Source organism: Nonomuraea sp. NPDC059194, from assembly GCF_042754765.1.
GTDB lineage: Bacteria > Actinomycetota > Actinomycetes > Streptosporangiales > Streptosporangiaceae > Nonomuraea.
Genome location: NZ_JBHZBH010000001.1, coordinates 384,708 through 404,525, shown reverse-complemented (window position 1 = coordinate 404,525; position 19,818 = coordinate 384,708). Strand labels below are relative to the sequence as shown.

Genomic DNA, 19,818 nt, shown 5'->3' with positions numbered 1-19,818 from the left:
CCAGCGGGACGGGGCGGGCCGCCGTCACGTCGCCCCCTGAACTGCAGGGGCGGGTGGTCAGGCGTTCGCGTAGCGGGTGGCCAGGGAGTGCAGGAGGTCGCGCAGTTCCGGCGGGTCCAGGACGGTGAACGGCACGTTGAGAGTGCCGAGGAAGGCGGCCAGGTTGTGCAGCGACTCACCGCCCGTCTCCAGCACGCCGTCGTCGTGCAGCAGACCGACGGTGGGCGGCAGGAGGTCGGAAAGCTGAGCCAACGGGGCGTGCAGGCGGACGCGTGCCGGGTATCGCCAGGCCGTCGAACCGACGCCGCGGACGACCTGGGTGGCGGCATCGCTCGGCGGCCGGCGGGGAGTGAAGCGGGGGCCGTTCGGCGTACGGGGACGGATGCGGTCGGCGCGGAAGGTGCGCCAGTCGGCACGGGCGGTGTCCCAGGCCAGCAGGTACCAGCGGCGGCCGGTGTAGACGAGGCGGTGGGGTTCGGCCGCGCGTGTGCTTGTCGTGCCGTCGTGGCCTTGGTAGTCGAAGCGCAGCTGCTCGTGGTCGCGGATGGCGGCGGCGATGAGGGTCAGCGTCTCGGCGTCGACCGTGGGGCCGCGGCCGGCGACCGACACGGTGGCCGCCCCGAGGGCGTCGATGCGGCGCCGTAGCCGCGCGGGCAGCATCTGCTGGAGCTTGGTGAGGGCGCGCACCGAGGTTTCCTCGATGCCGGTCACCGTACCGCTGGCCGCCGCGTGCAGGCTGACGGCGACGGCCACGGCCTCCTCGTCGTCCAGGATCAGCGGGGGTAGGGCGTTGCCCGCGCCGAGCCGGTAGCCGCCGGCCGTGCCGGTGGTGGAGCCGATCGTGTAGCCGAGGATGCGCAGCCGTTCGATGTCGTTGCGGACGGTCCTGGTGGTCACGTCGAGCCGTTCGGCCAGCTCACGGCCTGGCCATTCGGGACGTGACTGCAGCAGGGACAGCAGGCGCAGGAGTCGGACCGAGGTTTCCAACATTTCCTCAGTGTGTCAGGCATTGAGGAAACGGAGGTTCCTCAACGGCTCATACTGTTTGTCCTGAGGAAAGGAGCAACACATGTTGCGAGGACTGGCTACCGTCAACATCTGGGCCGACGACGTGGAGGCCGCGAAGAAGTGGTACGCCGAGCTGCTGGGTGTCGAGCCGTACTTCGAGCGCCCCGGCAACGGGCAGCCTGCCGCGTACTACGAGTTCCGGATCGGCGACTACCAGGCCGAACTCGGCATCATCGACCGGCGTTTCGCCCCGCCCGCCGCCGCGGGCTCGCCCGGGGGCGCGATCATCCACTGGCACGTCGACGACGTGCAGGGTGTCCTTGACAAGCTGCTGGCGATGGGGGCCACGCCGTACCTGCCGCTCACCGAGCACGGCCCCGGGTTCGTCACCGCCTCGGTCGTGGACCCGTTCGGCAACGTGCTGGGCGTCATGTACAACCAGCACTACCTGGAGATGCTGGGGCGATGAGGCACTTCGCGGACGCCGCCGAGTGGGAGTCGTGGCTGGCCGAGCACCACGAGGAGGAGGGCGGCGCCTGGCTCAAGATCGCCAAGAAGGGGTCGTCCTTCTCCTCGGTCACGATCAGGCAGGCGCTGGAGGTCGCGCTGTGCTACGGCTGGATCGACAGCCAGCGCAAGTCCTTCGACGAGGACTTCTACCTGCAACGCTACTCGCGCCGCCGCAAGGGCAGCCCGTGGTCGCGGGTGAACGTGGAGTTGGTGGAGGCGCTGACCGCCGCCGGGCGCATGCGGCCGCCCGGCCTGGCGGAGGTCGCCGCCGCGCAGGCGGACGGCCGGTGGGAGGCGGCCTACGTCGGCCAGCGCGACGCCACCGTACCGCCTGACCTGGCCGAGGCGCTGGCGGCCCACCCGGAGGCCGCCGTTCGGTTCGAGGCGCTCGACAAGACCGGCCGTTACCTGATGATCCTGCCGCTGCTGAAGGCCAGGACCCCGGCCGGGCGGGCGGCCCGGCTGCAGAAGACGATCTCCGGCCTGCTGGGCGGGTGAAGACGTGCCGGATCTGTCATTCCTGCATCCTGAAGTCGTAACGGTCGGGGAGGGGGTTCTCCCGCCTGGCGCGTTCCGCGATCTCCTGGGTGACCGGCCCGGTTCCCGCCAGGCGGCGCGCGTGGTAGGCGAACCAGACGGCGTCCAGGGAGATCTCGCCTTCGCGAAGATTGTCCACCTCGATGTCCGCGGCGAGGACCGCGCCGGCTCTGCCGAGGTCGCCCGCCGCCAGCGCGGCCTGGGCTTCCGTGAGGCGGATGCGGCCGATGGCGCGCTGGTCATCGGGGAGGGCGTCGATGATCGTGAGGGCTTCGGCGGGGCGGTCCTCGGCGAGCAGGGCGCGCAGGCTCTCCACGGTGAGTTCCAGGACGGCCGGGGCGAGCGTGTGCGCCTCCACCAGCAGGTCGGCCTGGGGGCCCGTCTCGGCCAGGCGGGCGCTCTCCGCCAGACAGCGGAGGGTCCAGGGGGTGCGCTGGAGATCCAGGGACTCGTGCCAGGCCGCGCGGGCGCCTTCCAGGTCGCCGTCGGCGTAGCGGACCAGGCCCAGGTGGTAGCGGGCGTGCCAGTCGGCTGGGTGGGCCTCCAGCAGCGCCCGCCACCTCGGGCCGGTGACGGGTGCGGCAGGAGGGTCGGAGATCGGCAGGCGTCCGGACCCCACCAGTTCCGCCCACGGGCGCTGTTCCTCGCCCACGTCGCCGAAGGGCAGGCCGGGCAGCTCGGGGAGCCCGCCGGCCGCGACCTCCAGAGCCGCCCAGCCCGACCCGTGGGCCAGCGTGATCGGCGTGCCCGCTGACCCGGCGCGGGCGAGTTCCGACTCGAGGCTCTCGCGGGTGACGAGCCGGTCGAGCGCCTCACCCGCCGCCGAGCGGGCCTCGGACCAGGAGGCATGGACCCGGTCGGGGTCGGCCTCCAGCAGGCCGTACGCCTCGACCCAGGTCCACGTCGTCTCGCCGGGCATGGGCAGATGCTCCAGCTGGGTGCGGGCCAGGCCCGCCTGGATCTCCAGGTAGCGGGAGCCGAGGCCGCTCAGCCACTCCTGCCAGCGGCGTCCGCCCCGTCCCGTGCCCCAATGGAAGAGCTTGCGGCCGCGCAGCCGGTCGGTGGAGGTCTGCACGAGGCCGCGGCCCTCGGCGTCGAGGGCCGCGATCCAGCGGCGCTCCCCGGCAGGGATCTCGAAGAAGTAGTCGGCCGCGCGCGGCACCTCGTCGGTGTAGCTGCGGTCGAGCCCGTCGAGCAAGGGAAAGTCGACGACGCGCAGCTCGGCGGCGTAGTCGAAATGGTGCGCCCGCGCGGCAGGCGCCACCACGCGCACCCCGGGCGCCTCGGGCACGGCGATGTTGGACCACCAGTAGACCGGGGTCATCACCGGCGCCGGGTTGTGGATCGAGACACGCACGAACAGCACGGGCGAGTCCTCCGGCAGCCACGCGTCGAGCTGCAGGACCAGCCGCCGCATGCGCTCGAACTCGTACATCCGCAGCATCGGCGTCACGCCGTCCGGCCCGACCAGGCGCACCGCGTGCAGTGGCTCGCAGGTCAGCGGCCAGTGGCCGGTGGCGCCGAGGTTCCACTCGACGCCGCCGGCCAGCCACGCGTCGCGCAGCGCGAGGTTCGCCGGCTGCAGGATCGGGTTGCGATGCAGCAGCTCGCGGCCGGACGGCCGGTGCACCAGCGACCACAGCCGCCCGCCGTACGCGGGCAGGAAGGCGGCGGTCAGCAGGGAGTTCTCGAGGACCACCACCGGCAGCTCACGCTCGCGGCGGGCGCGGGTGTAGCCGTCCTGCATGGTGTACGGCAGCAGCGAGCGCGGCTGGCCGTACCCGATCTGGGCGGTCATCTCCGCGTCCGCGCCGACGATGCCGGAACGAACCCGCGTGCCGTGCAGGATGGGCAGCGGGCTGGCCCGAGGCGGCTCGGCGGCGGGCAGGCGGAGCGTGTCGCACCGCAGGATGCTGGTCATGGTGGTGGTCCCCCGATGGGAAATCGTCAGGCGCAGGGCGACAGCTGGTGCATGCCGATGTCGGGCGTGCAGGTCACCGGGTTGCCGAAGTAGTCGCGGCCGCCGTTGGCGTCGATCGGCTTGCCGGCCTTGAGCGCGGGCGAGCCGGGCTGGAGCTGGTACTCGGCGGTCAGCAGCGGGTCGCCGGTGACGGTGCCGGTCGCGCCCTCCGGTACGGCCACGCCGTACAGGAGGTTGTTCTCCAGCTTGTAGCCGCCGGAGCGGAGGTTGAACGTGGCCTTGCCGGTGCCCTTGACGAGCACGATGTTGTTGGCGAAGGAGACGTTGCGCCGGTTGGCGTTGTTCTCGTTGATGACCGTCTGGGTGACGCCGTCGCCGATGACGAAGGTGTTGTTGTAGACGGCCGCGCTCTCGACGCCTCCGCTGCAGTTCTCGATGCCGCGGAAGTGGTCGTTCACGCTCAGGTTGTAGCGGATCACCGCGTCCTTGATCTTGCCTGCCGCGTTGCACAGCAGCAGGAAGCCGCCCGCGTTGTCGTGGCTGTGGTTGTACTGGAAGACGGTGCCGAAGCCGTTCTCGTCGACGTCGAAGCTCATGCCGTCGCGCGTGGTCTCGCCGCCGGACACCTCGTTGAACTGGATGACCACGTTGTCGGAGTTGTGGGTCCAGAGGCCGGCGCTGTAACCCTTGGATCGGCGCTGGAAGCCGTGCACCCTGTTGTGCTCGGCGACCGCGCCGGTGACGCTGCCGAGCACGATGCCGTCGCCGCCGACGTCGGTCACGGTGTTGCCGTCGACCTTCACGCCGGTCCACGGCAGGTGCCGGTTGGCAGGCTCCTTGCCCCAGCCGGAGTTGTTCCAGGTGGAGAAGAGGAAGATACCGGAGCGGTCGACGTGCGCCACGGTGTTGCCGGTGATCCGCACGTCGTCGAAGATCGTGGGCGTGGTGTTGCCCTCGACCCACATGGTGATGCCGGCCGAGCCGTACTCGTCCTTGGTGTCGTCGCCGTTGACGTCGTGCACGTCGAGCCCTTCGAGCACGATGTGCTTCAGGGTGCCGGCATCGCGGGCGCTGACCCGCACGCCGCGGCGCTTGCCCGGCGTGGCGCCGGTGTTGGCGATGTCGAGGTTGCGGATCTCCCACTGCTGCTGATTGTGCAGCTTGACCGCGTCGTCGGCGCCGCCGCCCTGGATCTTCGGCTTGGCGCCGCGGCCGTAGGCGTCGATCACGATGGGGGCGCCCTCGGCGCCCGAGCCCTGCGGGGCGAGCGTGCCGGTGCAGGTGGTGCCGCGCTTGAACAGCACCCGGTCGCCGGGCTGGAGGTCGATCGCGTTCGCCTGGTCGAGCGAGGTGAAAGGGTGGCCGACCGTGCCCTTGGGCGCCTTTTTCGAGCCGCAGTCGACATGGTAGGCCCCACCATGAGCAGGGCCATGCCCCGGCTGGGCAAGGGCGGGCGTCGCGGTCAAACCAGCCAGCATTATCCCAACAAACAGCGTTTTCAAGGGAAATTTCTCCTTATTTGCCGATTCCGACGGTCATTCCCTGGATGATGCGGGTGCCGAGCCACGAGAAGAGGGCGACCATGGGCGCGAGGATGATGCAGATGCCGGCGAACATGGTTCCCCAGTCGCGCCCGGCGTACTGCTGCAGGCCGACGAAGTTGACCAGCGCGACCGGCAGGGTGATCTTCTCGTCGCTGGTCATCAGCGCGATGGCGAAGAGGGTCTCGTTCCATGCGCCGATGAACTGCAGCAGGAACGCGGTGATCAGCCCGCCGCGCGCGACGGGCAGCACCACCTTGACGAACGACCGCAGCCCGCCGGCCCCGTCGATGGCGGCCGCCTCTTCGAGCACCACGGGGATGCCGGCGAAGAAGCCGGTCAGCAGGTAGACGGTGAACGGCATGGCCAGGCCGATGTAGACGATGGTCAGGCCGGTGAAGCTGTCGGTCAGCTCCACGGCCGCGAGGCCGACGAACAGCGGGACCAGCAGCACCTGGCCTGGCACGCCGAGGCCGAGCGCGAAGGTCATGGTCAGCGCGTTGGAGGTGCGGGTACGGCGGCGCGCGAGCGCGTAGGCGGCGGGCGCGGCGAGCGCCACCGCGATCAGCGACGACACCGCGGCGACGCCGACGCTGTTGATGGCGGCGCTGCTGAAGCCGCCCTCGGCCCAGGCCTTGGCCCAGTTGCCGCCCTGCGGCGGCACCGGCAGCCCGAACGGCTCGGTGAAGATCGACTGGGTGTCGCGCAGCGAGGTGATGAAGATCCAGGCCAGCAGGGCGAGGTCGGCGGCGACGAGGACCCAGACGATGGCATGCCCGACGCGTCTCACAGCGCCACCCGCTCGCGGCGCATGAGGCGGCGCAGGATCAGCACGAGCAGGCCGACCATGACGAGGCTGACGACGGCGGCCGCGGCGGCAAGTCCCAGCTTGGGCACCGAGCTTGACGGGAAGGCGGAGTAGTAGACGTACATGGCGGTCGTCCAGGTCTGGATGGGGGCGCTGCTGACGGTGGCGCCGCCGCCGAACAGCAGGACGATCTCGAAGACCTTCACCGAACTGACCGTCCAGAGCACCGCGCAGACGCTGACGACCTCCCACGACAGCGGCAGCGTGATGTGCCGGAACCGCTGCCAGGCGTTGGCGCCTTCCAGCTCGGCCGCTTCGTAGAGATAGGTGGGGATCTGGTCGACGGCCGCCATGATGATCGTCGTGTAGTAGCCGGTGGCCGTCCACACGATGGTCGCGATGATCATCGCGGGCAGGTTGTCGATGGACAGCCACTTGGGCGCCGCGTCCACGCCGAGCAGGTTCAGCGCCTTGTTGACCGGGCCGTTCGGACCGAACAGGAAGCCGGCCGCGATGCCGAACACCAGGGCGTTGACCAGGCACGGGAAGAACAGCACCGAGCGGGCGAACATCCTGCCTGCCATCTCGCGCAGCGCCAGCGTGAGCAGGAAGCTGATCGTGAAGGTCGCCACGCCGCCCACCACGAGGATCTTCAGCGTGTTGAGCACCGCGTAGTGGAAGGCCGGGTCGTCCAGCAGCGTCTGGTAGTTGCCGAGCCCGCGCCACCTCATGGCGCCCATGCCGTCCCACCTGTAGAGGCTCGTGTAGGCGGCGTAGGCGATGGGCGCCAGGAACAGCAGCGCGTAGAACGCCAGGGCGGGCCCGACGAACGGCCAGAACAGCCGGCTGGCCTGCCGCTCCAGCGGGCCCCCGCGGGCGGCGCGGGCCCGCGCGGGCGCGGCGAGCGTCGTGACCGCCACTAGCCGTTGGCCTTCCAGTAGGCGAGGTGGCCCTCCTTGGCCTTGGCGATGAACTGCTCGGCCGTCGCCTTGCCCAGCCACAGCTCGCTGAAGGCGGGGAAGATCGCCTTGTCGAGGTAGTCACCGGAGACGCCGTCGATGGGCAGGCGGCTCGGGCTGTCGTTCAGCAGCTTCTGGGCGTCCAGCAGTTCCTCCGGCGCGGGAACGTCCGCGCGCGGGGTGATGTTCTTCGCCTCCGTCGAGATGCCGGAGATGTTGTCCTTCTTCAGGAAGTAGGCGATGAACTTCTGCGCCGGGCCGGGGTTCTTGGCCTTCTTCGGGATGGCGAAGCCGAGCGGGATGATGTCGATCTCGGTGTTGCCGCCCTTGGTGGCGGGGACGGCGAACTGGCCCACCTTGAAACCGCCGGCCAGGTTCTTCTGCGCCTCGCTCGGCACCCAGGTGCCGTCCAGGTGGAAGGCGGCCTTGCCGGTGGCCCAGTTGGTCTGCTGCGCGGGGTACTTGCTGGCGTCGTAGCCCTGGAGGATGTATCCGGCCTTGACGAACTGCTCGACGCGCTTGGCCGACTCCAGCACGCCCGGCTGGTCCCACGCGGCGCCGGACTTGTCGTTGAAGATCTTGCCCATGGTGCCGGCGCCGTTGTCGCGGACGAGCAGGTAGTCGAGCAGCAGGAAGTTGGTCCAGGTGTTGTCGCCGTCGGAGGCCACACACGCCTTGTCCTCGGCCTTGAGCGTGTCGCAGAGCTTGACGAACTCGTCCCAGGTGGCCGGGGTGGTGGCTAGGTCGGCGTCGGCCTTGTTGTAGTGGTACGTCGCCGAGTTGAGCACGTAGGGGACGATCCAGCGGGTGACACCCTCGGGGTCCTTCGGCATCGCGTCGACGTACTTGGCGGGGATGACCTCGGAGACCTTCTTGCCCTCGCCAGGCACCTCGCTGTCGTAGACCGGGGTGAGGTCGGCGGCCTGGCCGGTCGAGACGAGCAGCGAGCTGATCACGTCGAAGCCGTTCTCCACCAGGTCGGGCGCCTTGTTGGCGGCGATCGCCGGGCCGATCTTGGTGCGGATGTCGCGGCCCTGCCACTCCACCGTGACCTTGGTGCCGGTCTCCGCCTGGAACTTGTCGATCGCGGCCTTGATGACCTTGGCCTGCGGCTCGTTCTCCTTCCACATCGACCAGTAGGTGAACTGGCCGCCCTTCTCCTCCGCTGAGCCCTGGTCGCCGCTGCCGCCGCAGGCGGTCAGGGCGAGGGTGGCCACGACAGCGGCCGCCAGGAAGCGAGCGGTCCCTTGGGGTGCGCGCATTTCGGTTCACCTTTCACAGATGACATCTGGCGGCACCCTAGATCCGCCTCAAAGGGGCGAACAAGGCAGTCCATGCATCGCTTTGATTACATGATGCACAAAGTGACGATTTTTGCGCACAAAAATGCACACTCCTGCAAGGAGTGCGGGGAATGATGCACTAGTACTGCTTGACGCTGTAGTCGTACCGGCAGGGGAGCCGGTGTTCGGCACGCGCCCTGGGCTCCCCGTGGAAGTCCCACCACAGCGCGTCGAGGGAGTCCTCGCCCTCGCGCAGGTCGTCGACGACGAGCCCGGTGTCGAGGATCCGCCTGGCCCTGGCCAGGTCGCCGCCGTCGAGCGCCGCCCGGCACTCCAGCATCCTGATCCGCCCGTGCCAGCGGTCCGCCGGCCCGAGCCTGTCGATCAGCGCGATCGCCTGCCCGGGACGTCCGGCCGCGAGCAGCGCCGAGAGTGTCTCGATCGTGAGCGGCCGCAACCGCGGCGACAGTGCGTGCGCGCTGACGTAGAGCTCGGCCGCCGCGCCGGGGTCGGCTTCGAGCACGGCCAGGTTGCGCAGCGCCCAGGCGTTCTCCGCGCATTCCAGGGAGCGTTCCCACGCCTTGCGCGCGCCCTCGTGGTCGCCGTCGTGGTACAGGTTGACGCCCAGGTGGAACTGGGTGAACCAGGTCGGCTCCGTGGTCTCGAGCAGCGCGCGCCACTCGGGCCCGACCGTGTAGGACGAGGGCGGCAGCGAGGGCGCCGGCGTCGGGATCGTGCCCTTGCGCACCAGCGACAGCCACGACTGCTGGTCGCGGCCGATGGTGGAGTCGGCGAACGGGGTCGCGGGCAGGTTCAGCGCCCTGCTGCGCCGCCTGGCGAGCGCCTTGCGCTCCAGCGCGCCCCAGCCGCTGCCGACGTGCAGGCTCTCCTCGGGTACGGCCTGCGCCAGCCGTACGGCCTGGTCGTGCTCGAAGGCCAGCCGGTCGCGCGGGATCAGCCGCTCCACCGCCTCGGCCCCGCGGGCGATCGCGTCCGTCCAGTCGCCGTGCGCGCCGTCCACCTCGGCCAGGCCGTACGCCTCCGTCCACGAGAAGGACGAGCGCGGCCCGAGCAGGACATGTTCGAGCTGGGTGCGGGCAAGGCCCGCCTGGATCTCCAGGTACGGCCGGCCGGGCCCGGACAGCCAGTCCTGCCAGTTGCGGCCGGCGTCGCTGACTCCCCAGCGGAAGTGCTTGCGGCCGCGCAGCAGATCGGTGGAGACCTGGGCCAGTCCGGCGCCCGACTCGTCGACGGCGGCGGCCCAGCGGCGCTCGCCGTCGGGGATCTCGTAGAAGAAGTCGGCGGCGTGCTCGTTGCGTCCCGGGTAGGACTGGTCGGAGTCCTGCCAGCGCGGCACCGGCACCCGGCGCAGCCGGCCGTCATAGGAGAAGTGGTAGGCCTGGCGGGCCGGTGCGAGCACCCGGCTGCCCGGAGTCTGCGGGACCGCGGCGTTCGACCACCAGTAGACCGGCGCGTCCGCGGTGAACGGGTTTGCCACCTTCACGTGCACCAGCAGCACCGGCGAGCCCGGCGGCAGGCAGGCGTCGATCTGGTAGACCAGCCGCCGCATCCGCTCCCACTCCCACATCCGCAGCACCGGCACCCCGTCGGGCCGGGTGATCCTGGCCGCGTGCAGGGGCGCGCAGGCCAGCGCGGTGTGGCCGACGGTGCCGAGGTTCCACTCGACCCCGCCGGCGAACCACGCGTTGCGCAGGCCCAGGTTGGCCAGCTGCAGGTGGGGCGGTCTGTGCAGCAGCTCCCTGCCGCTGGGCCGGTGGATCAGCGAGCGCAGCCGCCCGCCGTACTCCAGGAGGAACTCCGCGCGCAGCACGCCGTTGTCCAGCACCGCCGTCTTCAGCTCGCGCTCGGCGCGCTCGCGGCCGTAGCCGTCCTGGAAGGTGTACGGCAGCAGCGACTCGGCATGGCCGTAGGCCAGCTGGGCGGCCATCTCGGCGTCGGCCGCGGTCGCCTCCAGGCCGCCGCGCGGGTCGGGCAGCGTGTGCAGCGGCGGCAGCGGGTTCTCAGGGCCGAGCGGCGAGACTGGGAGCCTGATCGAGGAGATACTCAGCATTTCGCGCACATCTTTGCACATATCGCGCAATAGCTGCATGATTGGCGGGGTGAACCGGTACGAACGCTGGAACGTGCTGCTCGAAATGGTCGCCGAGGCCGGGCAGCTGGACGTCGTCGAGACGGCCGAGAAGCTGAACGTGTCCACCGCGACGATCAGGCGCGACTTCGACGAGCTGGCCGCCCAGCAGCTGCTGACCAGGACCAGGGGCGGCGCGATCGCGCACAGCGTCTCCTACGACCTGCCGCTGCGCTACAAGGTGGCTCAACATGCCCCCGAGAAGCAGCGCATCGGGGCCGCCGCCGCCGCGCTGGTGCCTGAGGGCTCGACGGTCGGACTCAACGGCGGCACCACGACCACCGAGGTCGCGCGCGCCCTGGCCACCCGCGACCTGGGTAGAGACCAGCGCGGCCCGGCGCTGACCGTGGTCACCAACGCGCTCAACATCGCGCACGAGCTGGTCGTCCGCCCGCACCTGCACGTGGTCACGACCGGCGGCTCGGCGCGCGCCCAGTCCTACGAGCTGGTCGGCCCCGTCGCCACCGGCATGCTGGAGCGCATCGCCCTGGACGTGGCGGTGCTCGGCGTGGACGCCCTCGACGTCGACCACGGGGCGAGCGCGCACAACGAGGGCGAGGCCGCGATCAACCAGCTCATGGCGGCCAAGGCGCGCCAGGTGATCATCGTGGCCGACGGCTCCAAGCTCGGCAGGCGCGCCTTCGCCCGTATCTGCCCGCTGTCCCAGATCGACATCCTGGTCACCGACTCCACCGCCCCTGCCGAGCTGCTGGCCAGGCTCACCGAATCGGGGGTGCGGATAGTCCAGGTATGAGCTGGGGCCGCGCGCCTCAAAGTAGAAGAAAGGGGTGGGTCGCGAGAGGAAGGTGTCCGGAAATGGGCTATTTCCCGGTAAACCGAACACGCTCGTAAAGCGTCCACGCGTCTGCCGCGTTTCGTGCATTTCTGCAAATGGCTTGAAATATCAGGGTAGCTCGAAAGCCCTAGTGTGGTCGCTCGATTACTCCCCGTTATCGTCGCTTCAATGTGACCAATCCGTAGCCGTTCGCTATGACGACAGGCAGGATCAGTGCGGGCATCATGCCTAACGTGAGCGAGGGAAGCGTCGCCGACGCCAAAATTGGGGTAAGGCTAGCGTCGAGACTTCCGGCAAGATCGGATGAGTCCGACCTTCGGGAACTGACGAGCCTCGCCGTCCAGGGGGATCGCAGCGCGATCGAATCTCTGCTCGGGGCGCTCCGCCCGATGGTGGTGCGCTATTGCCGTGCGCGTCTGGGAAGGGTTTCAGGGCAATATCACATTGCCGATGACGTGGCGCAGGAAGTGTGCATCGCCGTCCTGTCCGCGCTGCCCCGCTATCGCGACATGGGGCGGCCGTTCGCCTCGTTCGTGTTCGGGATCGCCTCGCACAAGGTGGCCGACGCGCTGCGCAGTTCGGTGCGCTCCGCCGTACCGACGCAGGATCTTCCCGACGGCCCCGACGAGGGGCCGGGGCCGGAGGAGACGGTCGTCCGCTACATCGAGGTGGAGCAGGCCCGCAGGCTGCTGTCGCGACTGCCGGACAACCAGCGCGAGCTGCTGCTGTTGCGGGTGGTTTCGGGGCTGTCGGCCGAGGAGACGGGTAATGTACTCGGCATGACACCGGGTGCCGTGCGGGTCGCCCAGCATCGGGCGCTGGCCAGGCTGCGGCAGATGGCCCAGCTGGAGTCGATCGCTTGACCGAAGACGAGAGCGACGCGCTCCTCGACGCGTTGTCGCGGGGTGCGGCGCCGCCCGCGTGGGATCCGGCCGCCAGGCTGCTCGCGGCGCTGGTCGAAGACGTCGGTCAGTGCCGCTCTTCGGTGTCGATGACGCCGTCGACGTAGCCTCTGGCGTACTCCCAGCTCACGTAGTCGGACGGGTCGGGGTGGAAGGCGGGCTCGTGCACCTGCGGCTGGCCGTTCTCGATCATCTGGCGCAGGTTGCCGCGCAGCAGCTCCCAGTCGAAGAAGTGCTGTTCTGAGCATTCGGGACAGTCGAGGACCAGCCCGAGCACGCCCTGCGGCTCCAGCAGTGAGCGGAAGACCTCGACGTCGGCCAGGTCGGTGATGGCCTCGTCGCGTTCGGCAGCCGTCAGCGGCTCGGCGTCGTCGAGATCACCCAGCGCCGAGCTGGGATCGTTCGGGTCGTCCGCGAACGGGTCCTGTGGCACGTCTTCCAGCACCTTCCCACCATAAGACCGACGGGGCGCCTCAGGTGAGCCATCCCCTCCGAGCGGCCTCCACGCCGGCGTGGAAGCGTGACTGCGCGCCCAGTTCGGCGATGGCGTCGGCGAACCTGGCACGGACCGTGCGGACCGACACGCCGAGATGGCGCGCGATGGAGTCGTCGCACATGCCCTGCGCGGCCAGCCGCAGCACCTGCACCATGCCGTCGCTCTTGCGCCCCCATGGCAGGGGTACGGCACGCGCCCACAGCTCCTCGAACAGCGAGCGCAGCACCCCTACCACGATCGGCGCCCTGACGACGTAGAAGTTGTAGGCGTGGTCGGGCAGGTTGCCGCCCCACGCGGCGGGCAGCCCCGCCACGCCGGGCCCCGCGGCCATGAACCAGCTCGGCACCTTGTCGAGCGTGCGCACCTGCCCGCCGCTGGCCAGTAAACGACTTAGGTGGTCGCGCACCCCTGGCAGCGGCAGCGTCGAGACCGGGATGATCGCGCGCAGCGACAGCAGGTCGCGCTGCTGCGCGTCGACCCACGGGTCGGCGAACTTCCTGGCGAAGTCGAGCATGGTGCGCTCGTCGGGGATCGCGGTGATCAGATCCATCGGCGGCGCCTGTACGGCGATGCCGACCACGCTCTCGTACAGGATGTCGGCGCCGCTGACCAGCTCGACGGGGAAGGGGCCGCTCTGGTAGTCGCGGCCTGCGTCGTAGTCGCGGATCAGGGGGCGGATGGAGCTGAGCGCGGAGTCGATGCGGCGGCTCTCCTCGGCCAGCAGGTCGAGGCGCTGGGCGATGAGCCTGCCGAGGGCGGCGGCGGGGTGGCGGGCGAGGTAGTGGCCTGACTGCTCGTCGACGACGCCGAGCCGTACGAGGTCGTCGAGCTGCCTGCCGACGGCGTCGGCGGGGCCGTCCATGGCCGCGGCCAGCTCGGCCAGCGTGGCCCTGTGCAGCCTCAGCACCGCCGTGTAGAGCGCGACCTGACCAGGATCGAGGCCAAGGGCCTCGAGCGGGTCGGACGTGGTGCTGGAGATGTTGCGCATGTGCGGTGCTCCGTAGAGGGGACACGGGCGTGCCGCGAGGATAACCCGGTCGCCCCGCCCTGTCCTGTCCTTGCGCCGACTCCTCCGCCCCGCGTGCAACTTCGTGCAATTGCACGTTTTCACATTGCGGTGTGCCACCGCGTAACGCAGCATTAACCCAGCGTCGGCACCCGGAAGGTGAGCAGCGCCGCCACTTGGACGCGGAGGGGGGTTCGGTGGCATTCGCGCCTCACCTGAGGTTGCCGGTGGCCGGAGAACCGGGGCGGATCACCGACCGCCCCGGTTCTCCGGCACTTCACGATGCGTGGACCACGATGCGTGGAGGACGACGGACCGTGGGGGTCATCGTCCTCCATCCTCGCACTCATCCCCGCGCTGATCGTTTTGGCCGCACCCACTAAACTTGCTGCCACAAGCATGAAGAATGGCGGCTGGAGGGGTCACGGCATGTCCAAGTTCACCGAAACGGGGCTCACGTTTGACGACGTGTTGCTCGTACCCGCCTATTCGGACATGCAGCCGGGTGATGCCAGCACCGCCACCCGGCTCTCGCGCGGCATCACGCTGTCGATCCCGCTGGTGTCGGCGGCGATGGACACCGTGACCGAGGCGCGCATGGCCGTCGCGATGGCCCGCCAGGGCGGCATCGGCATCCTCCACCGCAACCTGTCGATCGAGGAGCAGGCCCAGCAGGCCGACCTGGTCAAGCGCTCCGAGGCCGGCATGGTCACCAATCCGGTGACGTGCTCGCCCGACGACACCCTCGCCGACGTCGAGCGGCTGTGCGCCAACTACCGCATCTCCGGCGCCCCGGTCACCGATGCCGACGGCGTGCTCGTCGGCATCGTCACCAACCGCGACATGCGCTACGAGAGCGACCAGAGCCGGACCGTGCGCGACGTCATGACCCCGATGCCGCTGGTCACCGCGCCGGTCGGGGTGTCGCGCGACGAGGCGTTCGCGCTGCTCAAGGCCAACAAGATCGAGAAGCTGCCGCTGGTCGACGCCCAGGGCAGGCTGCGCGGCCTCATCACCATCAAGGACTTCACCAAGAGCGAGCAGTACCCGCTCTCCACCAAGGACGCCGACGGCCGCCTGGTCGTCGGCGCGGCCGTCGGCGTGGGCGCCGACGGGGAGAAGCGCGCGCAGGCCCTCATCGACGCGGGCGTCGACGTCATCATCGTCGACGTCGCCCACGGCGACTCCAAGGGCATCGGCGACATGATCGCCAAGCTCAAGGCCAACAGCCGCATCGACGTGATCGGCGGCAATGTCGCCACGCGCGCCGGTGCGCAGCTGCTCGTCGACGCGGGCGCCGACGCGGTCAAGGTCGGCGTGGGCCCCGGCTCCATCTGCACCACCCGCGTGGTCGCCGGTGTGGGCGCGCCGCAGATCACCGCCATCCACCAGGCCTCGCTGGCCTGCGGTCCCGCCGGCGTCCCGTTGATCGGCGACGGCGGCCTGCAGTACTCAGGAGACATCGTCAAGGCCATCGCGGCCGGCGCCGACACCGTCATGCTCGGCTCCCTGCTCGCGGGCTGCGAGGAGTCGCCCGGCGACCTGATCTTCATCAACGGCAAGCAGTTCAAGTCCTACCGGGGCATGGGCTCGCTCGGCGCGGTCCGCAACCGCGAGCGCGGCGGCACCTCCTTCAGCAAGGACCGCTACGGCCAGGACACCGTCAGCTCCGAGGACAAGTACATCCCCGAGGGCATCGAGGGCCAGGTCCCCTATCGCGGCCCGGTCTCGGCGGTCACCTACCAGCTCGTCGGCGGCCTGCACCAGGGCATGTGGTACGCCGGATGCCGCACGATCGACGAGATGCACGAGCGCAGCCAGCTCATGCCGATCACGTCGGCGGGGCTCAAGGAGAGCCACCCGCACGACATCCAGATGACGGTCGAAGCCCCGAACTATCACAGAAGGTAAACAAGTTTGATGACTCAGGTGGAGATCGGGCGCGGCAAGACCGGCCGCCGTGCCTACGCGCTCGACGAGATCGGCCTGGTGCCCTCGCGGCGCACGCGTGACCCGGAGGAGGTCTCGATCGCCTGGCAGATCGACGCCTACCGGTTCGAGCTGCCCGTCGTGGTCGCGCCCATGGACAGCGTCGTCTCGCCCGCCACGGCGATCGCGATCGGCAAGCTCGGCGGTCTGGCACCGCTCGATCTTGAGGGCCTGTGGACCCGCTACGAGGACCCGCTGCCGCTGTTGCAGGAGTGCGCCGCCCTCGACACCGAGGCGGCCACACGCAGGCTCCAGGAGATCTACACGGCGCCGATCAAGGAGGAGCTGATCGGGCGCAGGATCCAGGAGATCCGCGACGCGGGCGTAACCACCGCGGTCCGGCTGTCGCCGCAGCGCACGGTGCAGTTCCACAAGGCGGTCATCGACGCGGGCGTCGACATCTTCGTCATCCGCGGCACGACGGTCTCGGCCGAGCACGTGTCGAGCAAGGCCGAGCCGCTGAACCTCAAGCAGTTCATCTACGAGCTTGACGTGCCGGTGATCGTCGGAGGGTGCGCCACCTACACCGCGGCCCTGCACCTGATGCGTACGGGCGCGGCCGGCGTGCTGGTCGGCTTCGGCGGCGGCGCCTCCCACACCACGCGCAACGTGCTCGGCGTCGCCGTACCGATGGCCACGGCGATCTCCGACGTGGCGGCGGCGCGGCGCGACTACCTCGACGAGTCCGGTGGCCGCTACGTCCACGTGATCGCCGACGGTGGCATGGGCACCTCGGGTGACATCGCCAAGGCGATCGCCTGCGGGGCCGACGCGGTGATGGTCGGCTCGCCGCTGGCGCGGGCGACCGAGGCTCCCGGGCACGGGTTCCACTGGGGTTCCGAGGCGCACCACCCCGACCTGCCGCGCGGGCGCAGGGTGCAGTTCGGCACCGTGGGCACGCTGGAGCAGATCCTGCACGGGCCGTCCAGCGTGGCCGACGGTTCGATGAACCTGATGGGCGCGCTGAAGCGGACGATGGCCTCGACGGGCTACTCCGACATCAAGGAGTTCCAGCGCGTCGAGGTGGTCGTGGCGCCGGTCCAGCGCTGACTTCGACGAACGAGAAGACCCGCACCGCCGTACAGGGGGTGCGGGTCTTTTGTTGGTCAGTTCGCTCTGGCGTACCAGGTGACCGTGGCTCCGTTGCTGAACGTCCTGCTCTGCCGCGGGGTGAACTGCGTGGGCCGGAACTCGCCGGAGAAGGCGGGGATGCCGGTGCCCGCGACCACCGGGTAGTGCTTGATGATCAGTTCGTCGATCTCGGGCAGGACGGCCGCCGCGAGCTTGCCGCCGCCGCACAGGTAGATGTCCATGCCGTCCTCCTTCTTCAGCCGCCGCACCAGCTCCAGCGGCTCCCCCCTGACGATCTCGACCTCGGGGTCGGTGCTGTCGGGCAGGGTGGCGGAGACCACGTACTGCCGCAGCGGGCTGTACGGGCTGGCCACACCGGCGTCGAGACCGGGGACGTAGGTGCCGCGGCCCATCAGCACCGTGTCGAAGCGGCGCGCGGGAGCGTCGAGGCCGATCGCCGCGCGGATGTGCGCGGGCACCGTCTCGGGCTGCTCGGTGTTCATCCACGCCATCATGTCGTCGGCCAGCGGGTAGAACTCCCACTCGCCACCGGGACCCGCGATGTAGCCGTCGATCGAGACGCCCACGTAGTACACGAGCTTTCGCATGAGAAGCAACTCCGTATGTAGTACTCTGTTTGAAGTGGTTTCACCGTAGTACTACATCTGGAGTGGGTCAAGTGCGGAAGAATCCCGAACGGCGGGCGGCGCTCATCGACGCGGCCATCGAGGTGCTGGCCCGTGACGGCGCGAGGGGCCTGACCTTCAGGGCGGTCGACGCGCAGGCGGCGGTGCCGACCGGCACGGCCTCCAACTACTTCGCCAACCGCGACGACCTGCTCACCCAGGCGGGCGGGCGCATCTACGAGCGGCTCCAGCCCGACGAGGCCACCATGGCGCTCAGCCTGGAGGGTCCGCGCGACAAGGACAGGACCGTCGCGTTGCTCAAGGAGCTGGTGGCGCGGATCACCGCCTACTCGACCGGCTACCTCGCGCTGCTGGAGCTGCGGTTGGAGGCGACGCGGCGGCCGGAGCTGCGGGCCGTACTGACCGAGCGGATCCGCGCCGACGTGGACGCGAACGTGCGCTACCACCTGGAGTCGGGACTGCCCGGCGACGCGACCGCGGTGAAGCTGCTCTACCTGGCGCTGAACTGGCTGATCGTGGAACGGCTGACGCTGCCGGAGGTGTTCTCGGCAGAGGAGGCGGAGGAACTGGTCGCACGTGCGGTCGAACGACTGGTGTCCGGCTGAGATCTCCCGCCGGGGACGTTCGGGCGGCAGGTCGAGCGGGTCCTGCGAGCGCTGGACGGCTGAGGCGCCCTCAGCGCCGTCTGAGCAGCCCGGCGAGCCCTGCCGCCAGCGCCGCCGCCGCGACGGCGCCGCCCGCGATCGGCCCCCAGGGCAGGCCGCCGAGGGAGGAGTCGTTTGCATCCTCCGGCGACACGGGCGTCGTGGTCGGAGCTGCGGTGGGGCGGGTCGGGGCGCCGAGGGCGGCGAGCAGCTCCTTGGAGACCGGCGAGCCGACCTCGTCACCCCGCCGCAACGGCCCGCTGCTGCCCGGCTTGAGCTCCACGTTGCCCGAGCACAGCGACGAGTACAGCGCCGTGCCCGGATCGGTCGCGAACAGGCCACTATCCCGCGCCCCCGACGCCGCGAACACCAGGTAGCGCGCCCCCGCCGTGAAGTCGTACCCGCACGAGGCCGAGTCGGCGTTGGTCGCCAGCTCGACCGTCGCCACACGGTCGCCCTTGTAGACCTGGTCGACCGCGAAAGTGACCACGTAGGGCGGCCGGGGGCCGAGAGGTGATCCGGGCAGCCGGCGGACGGCCTTCACCGTTCCGATGAACACCGCGGCCGCCCCCTTCACGGCCTCCTTGGGCTTCAGGGTCGCGCAGGAGCAGGCGCATGCCGTACCGGCGGGGGCCAGGACAAGGGCGGCGAGCAGGGCCAAAGCCGCGAGAAGGCGCATGCCCACTCACACGTGCCCGGCGCGCCTCCGGTTCACGACAGGACGCCGAGCAGGTGGGTGACCTCGCGGGCCACCGCCTCGCGGCCCGCCTTGAGGTACTTGCGGGAGTCGACGACCTTGGGGTCGTCGGCCAGGTACTCGCGGACGGCCCCGGTGAAGGCCTTGTTGAGGTGCGTGGCGATGTTGATCTTCTTCATGCCGTGCCGTACGGCATCGCGCAGGTTGTCGTCGGACACCCCGGACGAGCCGTGCAGGACCAGCGGCACCGGCACCGCGGCGTGCAGTTCGGCGATCAGCGCCAGGTCCAGCACCGCGTCCTTGGTCGTCATCGCGTGGGAGGTGCCGACGGCGACGGCCAGCGCGTCGACGCCGGTGCGGGCGACGTAGTCGACGGCCTCGTGCGGCTTGGTACGGGCGCCGGGGGCGTGGACGCCGTCCTTGCCGCCGACCTCGCCGAGCTCGGCCTCCACCCAGACGCCGTGCGCGTGGCAGTGGGCGACGACCTCGGCGGTGGCGGCGACGTTCTCCTCGTCGGGCAGCGCGGAGGCGTCGAACATGACCGAGCCGAGGCCCAGCGCGACGGCCTCCTCGACCAGCGCCCGGTCGGTGGCATGGTCGAGATGGACGGCGACGGGCACGGCCGCGCGTCTGGCGACGGCGAGCGTGGCCAGGGCGATGGGCTCCAGCGCGCCGTGGTAGCGGACGGCGTTCTCGCTGATCTGCAGCACCACGGGCGCGCCCGCGGCCTGCGCGCCCGCGACGATCGCGGTCGCGTGCTCCAGCTGGATCACGTTGAACGCGCCGACGCCCGCCTTCGCGCTGTTGACGATCTCTGCGATGCCGACGAGAGGCATGAGGCTCCTTATCGATTT

The 19,818-nt window shown here is 70.1% G+C and carries 19 protein-coding genes; 7 read left to right on the top strand and 12 right to left on the bottom strand.

Annotated features, from left to right (window positions below; all coding sequences use genetic code 11):
* Positions 1 to 57 precede the first annotated feature (57 nt).
* Positions 58 to 990, bottom strand: coding sequence for a helix-turn-helix transcriptional regulator (locus tag ACFXJ8_RS01880; protein WP_379641905.1), 933 nt, complete (start codon positions 988 to 990; stop codon positions 58 to 60).
* A gap of 79 nt (positions 991 to 1,069) precedes the next feature.
* Here ACFXJ8_RS01880 and ACFXJ8_RS01875 point away from each other — a divergent pair, with 79 nt between their 5' ends.
* Both ACFXJ8_RS01875 and ACFXJ8_RS01870 read left to right on the top strand, forming a co-directional pair.
* Positions 1,070 to 1,477 (top strand): VOC family protein, encoded by a 408-nt coding sequence (locus ACFXJ8_RS01875; RefSeq protein WP_379641904.1) that lies wholly within the window; start codon positions 1,070 to 1,072, stop codon positions 1,475 to 1,477.
* Positions 1,474 to 2,016 (top strand): YdeI family protein, encoded by a 543-nt coding sequence (locus tag ACFXJ8_RS01870; RefSeq protein WP_379641903.1) that lies wholly within the window; start codon positions 1,474 to 1,476, stop codon positions 2,014 to 2,016. Before ACFXJ8_RS01875 ends, ACFXJ8_RS01870 begins: the two co-directional genes overlap by 4 nt.
* Before the next feature lie 16 nt (positions 2,017 to 2,032).
* On the opposite strand, the gene ACFXJ8_RS01865 is transcribed toward ACFXJ8_RS01870, so the two are convergent.
* The 6 genes from ACFXJ8_RS01865 to ACFXJ8_RS01840 all read right to left on the bottom strand — a co-directional run bounded on the left by ACFXJ8_RS01865 (position 2,033) and on the right by ACFXJ8_RS01840 (position 10,638).
* A complete protein-coding gene (locus tag ACFXJ8_RS01865; RefSeq protein ID WP_379641902.1) occupies positions 2,033 to 3,976 on the bottom strand; it encodes a DUF5107 domain-containing protein in 1,944 nt (647 codons plus the stop codon).
* A 26-nt stretch (positions 3,977 to 4,002) separates the two neighbouring features.
* A complete protein-coding gene (locus ACFXJ8_RS01860) occupies positions 4,003 to 5,454 on the bottom strand; it encodes a right-handed parallel beta-helix repeat-containing protein (RefSeq protein WP_379641901.1) in 1,452 nt (483 codons plus the stop codon).
* Positions 5,455 to 5,491: 37 nt separating this feature from the next.
* Entirely contained in the window at positions 5,492 to 6,307 is an 816-nt protein-coding gene (locus ACFXJ8_RS01855; protein ID WP_379641900.1) for a carbohydrate ABC transporter permease, read from the bottom strand.
* The gene (locus ACFXJ8_RS01850) at positions 6,304 to 7,245 is read right to left on the bottom strand and encodes a carbohydrate ABC transporter permease (protein WP_379641899.1); all 942 of its coding nucleotides are present in this window, start codon (positions 7,243 to 7,245) and stop codon (positions 6,304 to 6,306) included. Before ACFXJ8_RS01850 ends, ACFXJ8_RS01855 begins: the two co-directional genes overlap by 4 nt.
* The gene (locus ACFXJ8_RS01845) at positions 7,245 to 8,546 is read right to left on the bottom strand and encodes an extracellular solute-binding protein (protein ID WP_379641898.1); all 1,302 of its coding nucleotides are present in this window, start codon (positions 8,544 to 8,546) and stop codon (positions 7,245 to 7,247) included. The genes ACFXJ8_RS01850 and ACFXJ8_RS01845 overlap by 1 nt, the downstream gene beginning before the upstream one ends.
* A 160-nt stretch (positions 8,547 to 8,706) precedes the next feature.
* On the bottom strand, positions 8,707 to 10,638 hold the full coding sequence (locus ACFXJ8_RS01840; protein ID WP_379641897.1) for a DUF5107 domain-containing protein: 1,932 nt from the start codon (positions 10,636 to 10,638) through the stop codon (positions 8,707 to 8,709).
* 49 nt (positions 10,639 to 10,687) lie between these two features.
* Between ACFXJ8_RS01840 and ACFXJ8_RS01835 the strand changes: the two genes are divergently transcribed.
* Together ACFXJ8_RS01835 and ACFXJ8_RS01830 are read left to right on the top strand one after the other, a co-directional pair.
* Positions 10,688 to 11,470 carry a DeoR/GlpR family DNA-binding transcription regulator gene (locus tag ACFXJ8_RS01835; RefSeq protein WP_379641896.1) on the top strand — a complete coding sequence of 261 codons (783 nt, stop codon included), beginning with the start codon at positions 10,688 to 10,690 and terminating at the stop codon, positions 11,468 to 11,470.
* A gap of 266 nt (positions 11,471 to 11,736) precedes the next feature.
* Positions 11,737 to 12,375, top strand: a complete 639-nt coding sequence (locus tag ACFXJ8_RS01830) for a sigma-70 family RNA polymerase sigma factor (RefSeq protein WP_379642059.1) — start codon at positions 11,737 to 11,739, stop codon at positions 12,373 to 12,375.
* Positions 12,376 to 12,481: 106 nt separating this feature from the next.
* Here ACFXJ8_RS01830 and ACFXJ8_RS01825 read toward each other — a convergent pair whose 3' ends face one another.
* A complete protein-coding gene (locus ACFXJ8_RS01825; RefSeq protein ID WP_358143143.1) occupies positions 12,482 to 12,859 on the bottom strand; it encodes a DUF5319 domain-containing protein in 378 nt (125 codons plus the stop codon).
* 28 nt (positions 12,860 to 12,887) lie between these two features.
* The gene (locus tag ACFXJ8_RS01820; protein ID WP_379641895.1) at positions 12,888 to 13,898 is read right to left on the bottom strand and encodes a helix-turn-helix domain-containing protein; all 1,011 of its coding nucleotides are present in this window, start codon (positions 13,896 to 13,898) and stop codon (positions 12,888 to 12,890) included.
* A 447-nt stretch (positions 13,899 to 14,345) separates the two neighbouring features.
* Between ACFXJ8_RS01820 and guaB the strand changes: the two genes are divergently transcribed.
* On the top strand, positions 14,346 to 15,827 hold the full coding sequence (guaB, locus tag ACFXJ8_RS01815; protein ID WP_379641894.1) for an IMP dehydrogenase: 1,482 nt from the start codon (positions 14,346 to 14,348) through the stop codon (positions 15,825 to 15,827).
* 9 nt (positions 15,828 to 15,836) lie between these two features.
* Positions 15,837 to 16,955, top strand: a complete 1,119-nt coding sequence (locus ACFXJ8_RS01810; RefSeq protein WP_379641893.1) for a GuaB3 family IMP dehydrogenase-related protein — start codon at positions 15,837 to 15,839, stop codon at positions 16,953 to 16,955.
* A 56-nt stretch (positions 16,956 to 17,011) separates the two neighbouring features.
* Here the strand turns inward: ACFXJ8_RS01810 and ACFXJ8_RS01805 are convergent, their stop codons facing one another.
* Positions 17,012 to 17,584: a dihydrofolate reductase family protein gene (locus ACFXJ8_RS01805; RefSeq protein ID WP_379641892.1), complete on the bottom strand. Its 573-nt coding sequence runs from the start codon at positions 17,582 to 17,584 to the stop codon at positions 17,012 to 17,014.
* A gap of 71 nt (positions 17,585 to 17,655) precedes the next feature.
* Here ACFXJ8_RS01805 and ACFXJ8_RS01800 point away from each other — a divergent pair, with 71 nt between their 5' ends.
* Complete coding sequence (locus ACFXJ8_RS01800; RefSeq protein ID WP_379641891.1) at positions 17,656 to 18,228, top strand: TetR/AcrR family transcriptional regulator; 573 nt, start codon at positions 17,656 to 17,658, stop codon at positions 18,226 to 18,228.
* A gap of 70 nt (positions 18,229 to 18,298) precedes the next feature.
* Here the strand turns inward: ACFXJ8_RS01800 and ACFXJ8_RS01795 are convergent, their stop codons facing one another.
* Both ACFXJ8_RS01795 and ACFXJ8_RS01790 read right to left on the bottom strand, forming a co-directional pair.
* Positions 18,299 to 18,946: a hypothetical protein gene (locus ACFXJ8_RS01795; RefSeq protein WP_379641890.1), complete on the bottom strand. Its 648-nt coding sequence runs from the start codon at positions 18,944 to 18,946 to the stop codon at positions 18,299 to 18,301.
* Between the two features lie 32 nt (positions 18,947 to 18,978).
* Complete coding sequence (locus ACFXJ8_RS01790) at positions 18,979 to 19,800, bottom strand: ketose-bisphosphate aldolase (protein ID WP_379641889.1); 822 nt, start codon at positions 19,798 to 19,800, stop codon at positions 18,979 to 18,981.
* Positions 19,801 to 19,818: the final 18 nt, after the last annotated feature.

Excerpts from the sequence above, each read along its gene's own strand:
- ACFXJ8_RS01810 (WP_379641893.1), top strand. The coding sequence starts at position 15,837 with ATGACTCAGGTGGAGATCGGGCGCGGCAAGACCGGCCGCCGTGCCTAC.
- ACFXJ8_RS01870 (WP_379641903.1), top strand. The coding sequence starts at position 1,474 with ATGAGGCACTTCGCGGACGCCGCCGAGTGGGAGTCGTGGCTGGCCGAG.
- ACFXJ8_RS01845 (WP_379641898.1), bottom strand. The coding sequence starts at position 8,546 with ATGCGCGCACCCCAAGGGACCGCTCGCTTCCTGGCGGCCGCTGTCGTG.
- guaB (WP_379641894.1), top strand. The coding sequence starts at position 14,346 with ATGTCCAAGTTCACCGAAACGGGGCTCACGTTTGACGACGTGTTGCTC.
- ACFXJ8_RS01875 (WP_379641904.1), top strand. The coding sequence starts at position 1,070 with ATGTTGCGAGGACTGGCTACCGTCAACATCTGGGCCGACGACGTGGAG.
- ACFXJ8_RS01860 (WP_379641901.1), bottom strand. The coding sequence starts at position 5,454 with ATGCTGGCTGGTTTGACCGCGACGCCCGCCCTTGCCCAGCCGGGGCAT.
- ACFXJ8_RS01805 (WP_379641892.1), bottom strand. The coding sequence starts at position 17,584 with ATGCGAAAGCTCGTGTACTACGTGGGCGTCTCGATCGACGGCTACATC.
- ACFXJ8_RS01840 (WP_379641897.1), bottom strand. The coding sequence starts at position 10,638 with ATGCTGAGTATCTCCTCGATCAGGCTCCCAGTCTCGCCGCTCGGCCCT.
- ACFXJ8_RS01830 (WP_379642059.1), top strand. The coding sequence starts at position 11,737 with ATGCCTAACGTGAGCGAGGGAAGCGTCGCCGACGCCAAAATTGGGGTA.
- ACFXJ8_RS01820 (WP_379641895.1), bottom strand. The coding sequence starts at position 13,898 with ATGCGCAACATCTCCAGCACCACGTCCGACCCGCTCGAGGCCCTTGGC.
- ACFXJ8_RS01790 (WP_379641889.1), bottom strand. The coding sequence starts at position 19,800 with ATGCCTCTCGTCGGCATCGCAGAGATCGTCAACAGCGCGAAGGCGGGC.
- ACFXJ8_RS01795 (WP_379641890.1), bottom strand. The coding sequence starts at position 18,946 with ATGCGCCTTCTCGCGGCTTTGGCCCTGCTCGCCGCCCTTGTCCTGGCC.
- ACFXJ8_RS01865 (WP_379641902.1), bottom strand. The coding sequence starts at position 3,976 with ATGACCAGCATCCTGCGGTGCGACACGCTCCGCCTGCCCGCCGCCGAG.
- ACFXJ8_RS01880 (WP_379641905.1), bottom strand. The coding sequence starts at position 990 with ATGTTGGAAACCTCGGTCCGACTCCTGCGCCTGCTGTCCCTGCTGCAG.